Genomic DNA, 12,361 nt, shown 5'->3' on the forward strand with positions numbered 1-12,361 from the left:
AATTACATAACGATTAAAGTTACGGTTCTCAAAATAGAGGTATTCCTTCTTACCTGAAATATTACTTTATTTAATTCATCTAGATTATCTGCTACGATTTCAGCAACTACATCATACTCTCCATATACCGGGTTCGCTTCTTTTACTCCGTTTATTTTTCTTAGTTCATTAGAGACATCCACTTCTTTTCCAACAGCGGTTACGAGAAGAACATACGCCTTTACTGGCATAGTATAATTTTATATCATAAGAATATAAAATCTTTTTTATTTCAAGAGAAGTCTCTCTGAATCGAAAGATCTAATAACAAGTATTATTAGAACTACAGATATAATTGTTGTTACTAATAAAGAGAATATGGATTCTTGTATTGATCCGAATACATATGAGAGAAACCCAAGACTCAATTGAACATAAGGTATGATGTATATTAGAGACAGAGGAAAGGACAGTTGTGCAGTGTTTATAAATAATGATATGAAGGAGGAAGCCATTCCAAAAGACAATATTAAGAAGTTAATTATCTGGATATTTCGTATGGATCCACCAAATATATATAGAAGAGCTAAGCTTAATGAGCCTGTTAGAAGTATGGAAATTAAATAAGTTATGACTATAAGGGCTAGTAGTTGGATCATCTCTGTAAGATTTATAGCCAAACCAATACCACTTACCGAAACGAAGATAATCGTTCCTAAAACATCACCAATGGAAGACAAAAAGCCCAGTAATGAGGCAGTCAGAAGTTTGGATACTATGAAAGAACGTACAGTCAGAGGGGTAGATAGTAAAGCCTCTAAGGTTCTTCTCTCTCTTTCTCCTGTTATTCCCTCTAGCAAGTAGAAAACTACTGGTGTCACGCTGGGGAATAGTATTAAAGCTACCAGTCTACTTAATTGGGCTAGTTGATTTGCTGACGATGTTGTGGTTGAACCAGATGACGTCTTATAACCTAAAACTAAGTATATTGGATTCCTTATATCATCCACTGAAACTGACGTGTTGGCAAGTTTCTCAAGTTGAGCTATCCTTTGACTCGAAATATTGACCAGAAGATTATATAGAGCATTATTCACAATGTTTACTGCTTGCTGATTCGAGGATATTACAACGTACAGTACCACATATGCCTGTCTACTTATGTTGGTCACATTATCGTAGAAGTCCTTAGGGAAAACTATTATTGCGTTAGGAGTAGTCCCGGAACTCGAATTCATTACAACAGTTGCACCACTAGATTCAATATTCTTCTCCACGAAATTTACGTAAGGAATATTTTTTGGATTTTGATTTATTATTTCGATAACAGGTTGTTGAGCACCTAGTGTGGCAAATAAAATCAATCCAATTATTGGCAAGAGGATAAACGGTAATATTATGATTGAAACCAGTAACCTCTTATCCCTTCTGATTTCCATTAGTTCCTTTCTAAGAAATACTCTTATCATTCCCTATCGCCTTCAGAAAAGCCTCCTCTAAGTTTTTTGAGTTATACTTCTCTGCTATTTGTTTGGGCATTCCAATCTCCACAATCTTTCCTTTGTTTATTAAGGCTATTCTATCACACATAAAGTCTACCTCCAACATATTATGTGAGGAGAAGAGTATTGTGGTATTGATTGAGCGGGGGAGTTCTCTTATAATTCTCCTTACTCTGACTGTGGACTCGACATCGAGCCCAGTTGTTGGCTCATCGAGAATGGCTAACCTTGGTTTCACCATGAGAGCTCTTGCTATCATGAGCCTCCTTTTCATTCCTCTACTGTAAATTGAGGTCTGTTCATATATCTTATTTCCTAAATCAGCTATTTTCACTCCTAACTCTAAGAATTCTTTCTCCAGTTCCTTATCTCCTCTCGCATATATCTGTGCAAACACCTCTAAATTTTCTATTCCCGATAATTTCTCATATGGAAATGCATCCTCTGGCATATAAGAAATATATCCTAGTTTTTTAGCTTCTTCAGGGGTGTATCCGAATATACTTATGTCACCTTCGTATTTTTTCAGAATTCCTGAAATAGCTCTTAAGGTAGTTGTCTTTCCTGCCCCGTTGGGTCCAATTAACCCAAATACTTCTCCTTTATACACCTGCAGAGAGATCCCATTTAGAACTTCTACGTTTTTATACTTCTTAACAAGGTTAGTAACACTGACAGCTATTTCGTCAGTCATTATACCATGATTCTTTTTGGGATGTTATATTAAATAGTTTTCAGATATACAGTTGTGGTAACAGGGAGTGTTAGAGATAGAACTATCGAGTTCCTACTGAAGTTTGCTGACAAGGGCAGATTGGTAATCTCAAATGCGATAGAGATAACGGAAGAGAACGAGAATTTAGAGCTTGGCGATTTCAGCTATAAAGCTCTAGTAGAGAGGCTACAATCTAAGGGGTTTTACTTTGATCCAAAGATGATTCTAAGAAGCTTAGAAAAGGAGTACGGAATTATTGAGACCAGTTACAAAAGTACCAATCAGCATTGGTGGAGGTTTATTGATAAAGATCAGGTTTTAGAAGTAGTGAAGGATCAAGAGGAGGTAGAGGATCCAAAAATTAGACTTATATTTCTTAAATTTTATTCCTTGGATCCAAAAGAAATAGAAAAGAAACTAGAGTTCATTAACAGGAAAGTTAAACTCAGTGATGTAGATAAGAAAATGTTTAGGACATTAATATTTGACCAAATTTCACAACTAACCGAGTTATACGAAGACGCTCTACAGTATGAAGAGACTCAAGAGGTAGCTAAACGAATTCAAAAAATATTAACTTTGGCATATACTATCGGTAGAAAAATATATGTCAGCAGGGAAGGTATCAATAAGGGACTTTCTGAAAAAGAAGGGGAAAGAGAAAATAACTATGCTTACAGCCTACGATTACCCAACGGCAAAAATAATGTCAATGACGAATCTTGATGGAATCCTGGTTGGCGATTCCTTATCGATGGTCGTTTTAGGGTATGAAAATACTCTAAAGGTTTCTATGAAAGAAATGCTAGTTCACTTGGATTCTGTGGTCAGGGCGAAACCTAGACAGTTAGTAGTCGCTGATATGCCATTTCTATCCTATGAGGTTTCGGCTAATACAGCAGTTAAGAATGCGGGATTGTTTGTAAGGCATGGGGCGGATTCTGTAAAACTTGAGGGGGGAGAAGAGATGGCAGATGTAGTGAGAAAGATTGTGAGGGCGGGGATTCCAGTCATGGGACATATAGGGCTTACTCCTCAAAGGTTTTTGAGGATCGGCGGATTTAGGGTTTTAGGAAAAAGTAAACATGAGGAAGAGCAACTCTTGAGGGATGCTGAGGTACTAGAGGAGGCAGGTATCTTTTCTTTGGTTATAGAAAACACTTATGCAGACGTAGCAAAGAAGATTACTGAAAAGCTTAAAGTACCAACTATTTGCATTGGAGCAGGTCCCTATTGTGATGGTCAGATATTAGTTATTCATGACGTTCTGGGACTGAGCGAGTTTACACCATATTTTGCTAAAGCATATGTTAATTTGAAAGAGGAAATCCAAAAGGCTGTTAATAAATATGTTGAAGAAGTAAGGGAGAGTAAGTTTCCGCAGGGAGAAAATTATAAGGAGAGGGAAAGTTGATTCATTCTTTCCGATATGAATCTTAGGGATTCTTTTAAAATTTCCTTATTATTATATTGATTTATTATCTTTTGAAGTTCATCTTTATCGCTCTTTTTCATCTCTTTAGCTAAACTAATCATTTTAGGAAAGACTCTGATTATATTGTCTACTATTGTCAATGACGCCATTTGTGAGGTTCTTGAGAGCGGATTAATATCTATAGCTATAACTTTCTTTCCCATCTTAACTAACGCTTCAGTTCTATCTCCATCCTCTAGCCCAACTAGAACAACGTCTGCTATGTAAATTCCCTTTTTGCTTACCCTTCTCCGTTCACTGAATAGTTCAGGAATAACTGCAGAAGCATCATCTCCTACTCCCAACACCTCTTTAGCCCCTGCTCTCTTTAAAACTTCCTCGATTTTCTTCTCCCTATCTAGTGTTCTATAGAATAGATTTACCTCAATTTTGGCGTTTATCTCTTCTGCTAATCTCACTATATCATCTGGTACCAATGCTGCCATATTTCCGTTCACGGATATAACTGGATTCTTAGCAAGTAAGAGCATGGCTATTGCAGCTTTCATAGCCTTCATAGCAAATTCTTGGGTTTTCTCTCCAATCAAATAGTCGAAACACTCTCCTCGTCCGTGTGCTATTAGACCCTGTGGTGCTAGGTAACCATCTTCCAACGCCTTTACAACTTTCTCTCTGATAATAAGTGACTCTCTTCTGGGATGATTCTCTGGTATCAATGAATTAACACTCCATTTGTCGCTGGAGTGTGTTGTATCCATTCCTTGTTACAATCACCATGCTTGATTATTAAGCCTTTCTTCCTAAATGAGTTCGGTATGTTTGAAACAAAACCTAATTCTTCTGTAAACTTCCTAGAGACTTCGAAAAACTTAGTTAGATCAGGATTCTTAAGAAATTCCTCAATGTATGTTAATGCGTTCTCATTTTTCTTCAATAAAACTGTAGTGGGTAATGCCATCTCTGGTTTACTACACACTTGTTCACTCCACGATACATTGATTTTTTCCGCTTTACCTATCCCTGGTGCTCCTGGAACTTTCCTATATACTATCCCTCCTCCAATGTATTCGGCAATTACATCTCCTAGACCATTCTTGTTGACAACCTCACTTTCATGAGCGGTATAAAGTGCTTCCTTCAAACTTGTTAGTCCTAGTTCATACGCCAGGTAAGAATAGGCTAAACTGATTGAACCACTTAGACCATATCCAAAGCCCAATGGAACTTGACTCTGAACCGAAATTTTTAGTTCACCAAGTCTCTTGAGAATTGCTAGATTTGGGAATTCAATTATTTTTCCGTTAAACTCCACCTCAGCTTTGTTTGATCTCTTTCCTCTAACCATTATCCTAGGTTCAACCACTAAACCTATGCCGATAGAACCTGTAGTTAAAGGATTATTAGTGTACACTGGATACCAGACACCAGAGATGTTTAGCGGGACTAATACCTCTACATCCACGCTATAAAAAGGATTGGAATATTATATTAATTTATACATCATGTCCTCGTGGTCGAGGTATATTAAACCATTTTTCTTGAGAAAGGAATAAATGTTCAGTAACCTTTTAGAAAGTTTATTGTCCACCTCGTTCTTGTACAATCTAAAGTGCACCAAGAGTAAATCCATAGTATCCCTAAACGTAATAAGGGAACTATTGTCACCTACTGGAAGGACGAATAGTTGAGGATGGGTATTTGATCTAATATGCTGGTCTGTCACTATATAACCCTTCTCAAGAATTTGTTCGCAAAGACTCTGTTTTTGAGGTGTTTTTGACGTATTTAAGCCTCTGATTAGTCTTTCAATTTCGTCTAATCGTTTCAGGATTAAATCATCGTTCGTAGCGTATCTTCTTGCTACCTTATTTTCACCTGCTAGTAAATAACTTAAAAAGTCATCATCCATATTACTCTTATTGAGTTATAACGGAGGAAGAGGTAAATGAAAATTAAAGTGAGATACTTTGCTCTCCTGAGAGACTACACTAAAAAGAATGAGGAAATTATTGAAACTGAGTGTAAAGATGTCGCATGCCTTGTAAGCCAGCTCGAAAAAGTATATGGAAAAGAGTTTGGCAGGGTGGTTAGAGAGGGTTTTGGTCCAGTTAGGATTGTAATATTAGTTAATGGTAAGGTCGACAACGAAATAAGAGAGGGTGATGAAGTTGCCCTTTTGCCACCTCCAGCAGGTGGGGAATTATTCATGAATTCCCGCTTTAATCTATTAGAGGAGATTAGAAAATTTAGGGCAGAGGCAACAGAAGAAGTGGGATCTATGGTTATATACCTAGGAATAGTTAAAGGAGCAATTGAGGAGCATAAAGTCTATGAGCTAAGATACGAGGCATATAAAGAGTATACAGAGAAGAGGTTAAAGGAGATAATAGAGAATTTGCGGACCAAATATAAGGATTTAGTCAAGATGAAAATTCTACATGTTGTAGATGATCTTAAACCTGGCGATGATGTTTTCTTGGTTATGGCTTTAGGACGTGGGAGGGGAGACACGCTTAAGGCAGTTGAAGAGGCTGTGGAGTTAGTTAAACATACAACAGGTATCTGGAAGCTAGAGATCAGAGACGATGGAGAATATTGGGTAGTTGCAGGAAACACTAGGGTGAAAAGGGATGAGAAAGCCGGTAGCTCTTAGTATTGCAGGGATTGATACTGGTAATGGAGCTGGTGCTGAAAGTGATCTAAAAGTATATGAAATTTTAGGGGTTCACGGAGTTATTGCAGTTACAGCGTTAACTGCCCAATCGACTACAGGAATAAGAGCTGTTTTACCCACTCCACCTGAATTCCTGAAAACACAACTAGATACTCTATTTGATGATTTTGAAATAAAGGATGTAAAGATAGGTATGATCTATAATAACGACCAATTTGCTGTAGTTAAAGACTATTTAAGGGATAAAAGAGTAGTTACTGATCCTGTACTTTTTGCTAAAGATGGAACTCAGCTTATAAAGGATTTAGAAGAGTACAAAAGAAATATTCTCCGTAATACGACTGTACTGACACCTAACATTCCAGAGGCTTCATATCTCTCCGGTCTGAAAATATCATCCATAGAAGAAGTGAAATTGGCATGTAAGACAATATCTAAGGACTTTAATATACCATATGTTGTAGTAAAGGGCGGTCATGCTGAGGACGATTACAGTATTGATGTATTATATGATTCTAACAGGGATTTATATTACGGTATAGGATATATGAGATTAAACCAGAGGCATACGCATGGTACAGGAAGCGTATTTGCTACTGCAGTCTCAGCAGAATTATCAAAGGGTAACGATATTCTTACCGCATTGAGGCATGCTAGATCATTATTACAAGACTCAATATATTACGGTCTTGAAATCGGTCATGGTATAGGTCCGATAGATCCCGTAGTTCCTTTCATGAAGAAAAGTATGAAGTTTGATGTTATTCAAGAGATGACTAGGTTTTCACAGGAGGTAGAGTCAGTTGACGGGTTTTACAAATTAATTCCTGAAGTCCAGTCTAATTTGGCTCACTCCATACCTTCACAATATGTACGTGGATTAGAGGATATTGCAACATTTAGGGATAGAATTGTTAAGAATTGGGATAACCGAGTTAAAGTTGGCTTGCCTGCAGTTTTTGGAAAACCTACGCATACTGCTAGGTTATTGTTATCAATTTTACCTTATGAGACCAAGGCATCAGTTTTAATGAACATAAGATTTGAAGATAAGATAGTAAACCTTCTCAAAGAGGTAGGGTATAATACGTTGGAGATAAACAGAGAATTGGAGCCAATGAGTAATGTAGAGGGAAAAAGCATGCAGTGGATAGCATCTTATATCCACGAAAATTATGGGAGAATACCAAACGTAATTTTCGATAGAGGTGTTAAGGGTAAGGAGGCAATGATCAGATTTTGGACATCATCGATTGATGAGATGATTGATACATTAAAATATCTCGCCAAAAATTTATGAGATATGGATTTAGAGAGAGTTCTTTCAGGAGGAAAGAATCTAGTGAGAACTGGTTGGATGCAAAGGGGAGTTCCTGGAGGAGTTGGTGAAACTATCTCCCAACACAGTTGGGAGGCAGGTGTACTAGCATACTACATTGCCACCAAACTTAAGGAAAATGGAGTGTATGTGAATGCCGAAAAAGCAGTAACTATAGCTGTATTTCATGATATTGGTGAAACCTTGCTTGGAGATCTGCCAAAATGGGCTACTGAAAAAATAGGAAATAAGAAAGAGTTAGAGAGTGAAGCTATCAGAATCCTTGGAATAGGTGAGGAACTCTTTAATGAATATAATTCTACTACGATAGAAGGCAGATTAGCTAAATTGTGTGATAAGCTTTCAACTTATCTCCAAGCACTGAGATACTCTAAGCAGGGATATAATGTCAAAGAAATCGTAGAAAATTACAAGACTGAGCTAGAGAGAATAGTTAATGAGGAACCATTCAAAATTGTTAAAGATCATATTTACGCTATAGTAAATAATTTAATTTAGCGTTAGTCATATTAAATGCGATAATTATGAAGCTTTCACCAGGTAAAAATGCTCCAGATGTGGTCAACGTTCTAGTTGAAATTCCTCAGGGTTCTAATATAAAGTACGAATACGACGATGAGGAAGGAGTTATAAAGGTCGATCGAGTACTGTACACTTCCATGAATTATCCTTTCAATTACGGATTTATCCCAGGTACGCTAGAGGAAGACGGCGATCCACTAGACGTATTAGTGATAACAAACTATCAGTTATATCCAGGAAGCGTAATTGAGGTAAGACCCATAGGTATTTTATATATGAAAGATGAAGAGGGAGAGGACGCTAAGATTGTTGCAGTGCCTAAAGATAAGACAGACCCAAGCTTTTCAAACATTAAGGATATTAATGACCTACCACAGGCTACTAAGAATAAGATTGTCCACTTCTTCGAGCATTATAAAGAACTTGAACCTGGAAAGTACGTTAAGATATCTGGATGGGGATCAGCTACCGAGGCTAAGAATCGTATACAATTAGCAATAAAGAGAGTTTCAGGAGGACAATGAATACATTTTTTTTACTTATCCCTGGGTTAGTAATCGTAGGGATATTATCCTTATGGAATTTTTTGCAAGGTATATACTATTTGTTGGGCAAATCACAGAAGGATGATCATAAAACAACCTTTAATAAACATAAAAAAACGTTTAGTATCATAGTCGCTATAAAGGATGAAAGTAAACAAGTTATAGAGTCTTTAGTGGAAAATTTAAAGAGAATTAACTATGAAAGATATGAGGTTATAATAGTTTCTGATGACGATGAGTCAAAATTCAGGGAGTATCTGGAGATTAAATTTCCAGAAAACTTTAGATTAATAAGGAGAGAGAGTAATAGCGGAGGTAAAGCTGGTGCACTTAATTTTGCCTCAAGAATATCTAAAGGAGATTACCTAGTGTTTATGGACGCAGATGCAAGAGTTAATGAAGATTTTCTTCAGCGTTTGAATAATAAAGACTACGTTGCATGTTCTTTAAAAATAATAATTTATGATACATCCACCAGTATTCAGTCATATTATGCGGAATTTACGGAGAAGGTTATGGATATGATGTTTAAAGGGCGTAGTAAATTAGGTCTACCCATATTTCCAAATGGCTCAGCCTTCTCTATCAGGAGGGACACTCTATTAAGTATAGGAGGATGGAAGGAAAACGCGATAGCTGAAGATCTTGAACTTGGAATAAGAATGTATCTGAATGACCTTAAGAACCTATTTTATGACGATGTTGTCGTATTCTTGAAGTCGCCCTATACACTAATGGATCTTTATAATCAAATACAAAGATGGTCATATGGTTCCTCACAACTTCTCAAATCATCATTGAAACTTCTGAAAAAAGGTATCAAAGGATTTGAAGGCTTACTATATTCCCAACAGTGGGTAATTTATCCTCTGTTTTTCACAGTTCTTGGTGTTTACGGAATACTCACACCTGTGTTTAATATAACTCAGACATACCTCCTGCTCCTCATCCTTATATATGGTATCTCTGTTGTTTTTTACTCTCAGGTACTAAACCAGAAAAGGGTCGATATTAAAATACTGAAGACTATACTAGACGCTTCCATAACTGGATATCTTAAAGGACTGTTCGGTTTAAAGTATAAGTGGAGAGTAACTCCAAAAATATTAGATAAAGGGGGTAGATTAATCGAAGATAACAATATTCCGTTGATAAGTATACCGTTTTATTTAATATCCTTTTTCGATGCATCTATGGGTTTTGTACTTTCAAGTATAGTAATTCTACTAGTTGCACTAATTGAATCTTTCTAGTCATGCTGAATGAATTTCAACTATATCTCCGTCTTCCAAAACGTGATCTGCACCTACTTTCTGACCAGGGAATTTCACCGATTTTCCCCAAACTCTTGCATACCCAAATCCTTCAGCTAATTCATTGTGAAGTTTTCTGGCAACCTCAACAACTGTGGTTCCCCTCTTTACTATTAAGGGTTCCATGGAGGGTTTATCCTTCGGTTCTTTAGTGTAAACCCTTATTACATCAAGTATTTTGAATATTGCCTCTCTTAATCTATCTGTATCGTTTATTCTTATTACGAGTATCCCCTCTTCAGTGGTAAATTCTTCGTTAGATACGATTATTGCGGGTTTATATAGGCTGGTGCCGAAAACTTCTCTTTCAATATCATCAAGAGTTACCTCGCCTATTATTTTCACTAACGCATTTCTAATACCAAAGCCCTCTAAATACCTTCTTACGTCGTCCTCGTTAGTGTTAACTAATTTACCCATATTAACTATTCTTATCCCTAATCTCCCATACCTAGTTCTATCTATGATTACCTTCCCCTTTGGTTTTCTAAGAAAAATACCGTTGTTTTCTAGGTTGTCTCTTATTGATTTGTATTCTTCCTTGTCCTTAACAACTATTAGTATTCCATCGCTATTTTTTGTCAGTCCTAGAACTCTTCCTATTAGACTTTTTGCCTCAAATATTAGTGGAGGGGTATTTACCAATTGAATTTGCACATCAAGGTACTTCATCATACCAGGTACGGGTAAATCCCGAGGATCTATTTTTACATTTGTGAGTTCTCTCATTAACCTATTTTTAAGCTCGTGATCTCCCAATAACACAACTTGTCCTGCTCCCTCTTTTTCAATGAAGAATTGGAGACCCCTTTTTACCGAGGAACTCTTCCTCCTCTCTAATTCAGCCTCATCCTTGAGCTCTGCTAGTCTTCTTTTCGCCCAGTAAACTAGGTTTTCTGTCCCTTTATGTTTAGGTATTGCACTAAGGAACTCTTGAAGAGCCCTGATTTTCTCCTCTGGGGTTTTAGCGTCCATATATTTTATCCATTTAGCCTTAGCCTCAGCTGGTAAGTTAGTTACCATCTCTTTTTCTAATATAATAATTAGGTGCAATGTCTTGTAAAATTTTCCAACTCCTCCTTATTATGGGTAAAGCATATGTGGGTTGTCTCGAATATAGGTCTTTAATCCATTCTACTGTTTTTTTGTCCCCAGGATATCCGCTTCCGAAGTCACCATACGTCTTCTTTAGCTCATTTATTATATTGTCTCTTACTACTTTTGCTATTATACTCGCTGCACTTACCTCTACATATTTTACATCAGCGTTATTTTCCACTCTAGGGGAAGAATTGATATTAATGATCTCTCTTTCCACAGCACTAGCATTACCAACTTTATCGACAGTCACTATGGAAGGATTGTAAACAGACATGGAGTGTATTATCTGTATCATAGCCCTATATGTAATTTCATTGAGATTTTCGGAATCTATCTCTTCTGGATATGCTTTCACCAGGGAAATAGCATAACTGTACTCTAAAATTACACCGAAAAGATATTCCCTTTTCTTCCTGGTTAATTTTTTACTATCTTTTACACCTATTTCACTCAGAAATTTTAGAAAATTACTATCTATTGCGACACCAGCTACAACCATAGGTCCTATAAGGGATCCTCTTCCCGCCTCATCGATTCCGACTAAAATCATATTCTTACTGATATTACTAATTTAGCACTCTTTTTTCCATTTTTCATCCTTTCATCTTGAAAACTCTCTGTAATCTTAATGTCCTTTATTGTAGACATTAAAGATGACACTAGTCGTTTTGCAACTCCTTTATTTATGAAATAGTAATCTATTCCCTCTCTACCTTCAATCACATCTGACAGATTATTAATGACTTCCTCATTGAAAAAGGATTCAAACACAGTCCTCTTACTTTGTGTGAATTCCCCAGTTTTAGTTCTCAGTTGTATTATAGCCTCATAATATCGTGACTTCCTTCTGAGGCATGAAGGGCATAAAACTCTCTCAACCTTTAAACTTATGGTTCTTGTAAGTCTAAAATCTCTATTACCTATTTTTCCTCGTATGTCTACATCTATGAATGGATGGTCATTATAATCTAACCATTGTTTCACTATTGTATATTCCACATCAGTTACATTGGGATCTGTTTTGATATTCCTATCGATTTCACGATAAACTATGGAAGTTAAAGGGTCTTGATCTGCACTTTTTATCCACTTCCCTGAGACCCATTCAGATCCACATACCTTACAGTATTTTCCTTGAATTTCAGTTGGTACTGTTATTAATTCCTTGATTTTCATGTAACAGTCTATGCATAATCTGTCAATTAATTCCACGTTTTCTTTTCCGCATGACACACA

16 protein-coding genes are annotated in these 12,361 nt (G+C 36.6%); 7 read left to right on the forward strand and 9 right to left on the reverse strand.

Translation table 11 applies throughout. The features are described from left to right. Nucleotides 1-2: 2 nt before the first annotated feature. The 3 genes from SACI_RS04510 to SACI_RS04520 are packed head-to-tail and all read right to left on the reverse strand — an operon-like array spanning nt 3 to nt 2,175. The gene (locus SACI_RS04510) at nt 3-230 is read right to left on the reverse strand and encodes an Lrp/AsnC ligand binding domain-containing protein (RefSeq protein ID WP_011277808.1); all 228 of its coding nucleotides are present in this window, start codon (nt 228-230) and stop codon (nt 3-5) included. A 36-nt stretch (nt 231-266) separates the two neighbouring features. Further along, nucleotides 267-1,448: an ABC transporter permease gene (locus tag SACI_RS04515; protein ID WP_011277809.1), complete on the reverse strand. Its 1,182-nt coding sequence runs from the start codon at nt 1,446-1,448 to the stop codon at nt 267-269. Next, nucleotides 1,429-2,175 carry an ABC transporter ATP-binding protein gene (locus SACI_RS04520; protein ID WP_011277810.1) on the reverse strand — a complete coding sequence of 249 codons (747 nt, stop codon included), beginning with the start codon at nt 2,173-2,175 and terminating at the stop codon, nt 1,429-1,431. Before SACI_RS04520 ends, SACI_RS04515 begins: the two co-directional genes overlap by 20 nt. 54 nt (nt 2,176-2,229) lie before the next feature. Between SACI_RS04520 and SACI_RS11620 the strand changes: the two genes are divergently transcribed. Next, nucleotides 2,230-2,922 carry a hypothetical protein gene (locus tag SACI_RS11620; RefSeq protein WP_011277811.1) on the forward strand — a complete coding sequence of 231 codons (693 nt, stop codon included), beginning with the start codon at nt 2,230-2,232 and terminating at the stop codon, nt 2,920-2,922. Beyond that, nucleotides 2,804-3,610, forward strand: coding sequence for a 3-methyl-2-oxobutanoate hydroxymethyltransferase (panB, locus tag SACI_RS04525; RefSeq protein ID WP_011277812.1), 807 nt, complete (start codon nt 2,804-2,806; stop codon nt 3,608-3,610). Before SACI_RS11620 ends, panB begins: the two co-directional genes overlap by 119 nt. Here panB and SACI_RS04530 read toward each other — a convergent pair. Genes SACI_RS04530 through SACI_RS04540 form a run of 3 tightly spaced genes read right to left on the reverse strand, consistent with a single transcriptional unit; the run spans nt 3,589 to nt 5,540 of the window. Next, nucleotides 3,589-4,389 (reverse strand): 4-phosphopantoate--beta-alanine ligase, encoded by an 801-nt coding sequence (locus SACI_RS04530; RefSeq protein WP_015385525.1) that lies wholly within the window; start codon nt 4,387-4,389, stop codon nt 3,589-3,591. The two genes, panB and SACI_RS04530, sit on opposite strands and share 22 nt — an antisense overlap. Then, nucleotides 4,344-5,093 (reverse strand): GHMP kinase, encoded by a 750-nt coding sequence (locus SACI_RS04535; RefSeq protein WP_011277814.1) that lies wholly within the window; start codon nt 5,091-5,093, stop codon nt 4,344-4,346. The genes SACI_RS04530 and SACI_RS04535 overlap by 46 nt, the downstream gene beginning before the upstream one ends. 21 nt (nt 5,094-5,114) lie before the next feature. Then, entirely contained in the window at nt 5,115-5,540 is a 426-nt protein-coding gene (locus SACI_RS04540) for a hypothetical protein (protein ID WP_011277815.1), read from the reverse strand. A gap of 36 nt (nt 5,541-5,576) precedes the next feature. On the opposite strand from SACI_RS04540, the gene SACI_RS04545 reads away from it, so the two are divergent. Genes SACI_RS04545 through SACI_RS04565 form a run of 5 tightly spaced genes read left to right on the forward strand, consistent with a single transcriptional unit; the run spans nt 5,577 to nt 9,964 of the window. Further along, the gene (locus tag SACI_RS04545; protein ID WP_011277816.1) at nt 5,577-6,284 is read left to right on the forward strand and encodes a MoaD family protein; all 708 of its coding nucleotides are present in this window, start codon (nt 5,577-5,579) and stop codon (nt 6,282-6,284) included. After that, entirely contained in the window at nt 6,262-7,605 is a 1,344-nt protein-coding gene (gene thiD / locus SACI_RS04550; RefSeq protein WP_011277817.1) for a bifunctional hydroxymethylpyrimidine kinase/phosphomethylpyrimidine kinase, read from the forward strand. Before SACI_RS04545 ends, thiD begins: the two co-directional genes overlap by 23 nt. Nucleotides 7,606-7,608: 3 nt before the next feature. Beyond that, complete coding sequence (locus SACI_RS04555) at nt 7,609-8,142, forward strand: HD domain-containing protein (RefSeq protein WP_011277818.1); 534 nt, start codon at nt 7,609-7,611, stop codon at nt 8,140-8,142. A 26-nt stretch (nt 8,143-8,168) separates the two neighbouring features. Further along, nucleotides 8,169-8,690 carry an inorganic diphosphatase gene (gene ppa, locus SACI_RS04560; protein WP_011277819.1) on the forward strand — a complete coding sequence of 174 codons (522 nt, stop codon included), beginning with the start codon at nt 8,169-8,171 and terminating at the stop codon, nt 8,688-8,690. Beyond that, nucleotides 8,687-9,964, forward strand: a complete 1,278-nt coding sequence (locus SACI_RS04565) for a glycosyltransferase family 2 protein (protein ID WP_015385526.1) — start codon at nt 8,687-8,689, stop codon at nt 9,962-9,964. Before ppa ends, SACI_RS04565 begins: the two co-directional genes overlap by 4 nt. Here the strand turns inward: SACI_RS04565 and SACI_RS04570 are convergent, their stop codons facing one another. Genes SACI_RS04570 through SACI_RS04580 form a run of 3 tightly spaced genes read right to left on the reverse strand, consistent with a single transcriptional unit; the run spans nt 9,965 to nt 12,358 of the window. Then, nucleotides 9,965-11,047 carry a TGS domain-containing protein gene (locus SACI_RS04570; RefSeq protein ID WP_011277821.1) on the reverse strand — a complete coding sequence of 361 codons (1,083 nt, stop codon included), beginning with the start codon at nt 11,045-11,047 and terminating at the stop codon, nt 9,965-9,967. Next, complete coding sequence (rnhB, locus tag SACI_RS04575) at nt 11,037-11,675, reverse strand: ribonuclease HII (protein ID WP_011277822.1); 639 nt, start codon at nt 11,673-11,675, stop codon at nt 11,037-11,039. The genes SACI_RS04570 and rnhB overlap by 11 nt, the downstream gene beginning before the upstream one ends. After that, complete coding sequence (locus SACI_RS04580) at nt 11,672-12,358, reverse strand: 60S ribosomal export protein NMD3 (RefSeq protein ID WP_011277823.1); 687 nt, start codon at nt 12,356-12,358, stop codon at nt 11,672-11,674. Before SACI_RS04580 ends, rnhB begins: the two co-directional genes overlap by 4 nt. Between the last annotated feature and the right edge of the window lie 3 nt (nt 12,359-12,361).

It is taken from the genome of Sulfolobus acidocaldarius DSM 639 (assembly GCF_000012285.1).
In the GTDB taxonomy this organism is placed as follows: Archaea; Thermoproteota; Thermoprotei_A; order Sulfolobales; family Sulfolobaceae; genus Sulfolobus; species Sulfolobus acidocaldarius.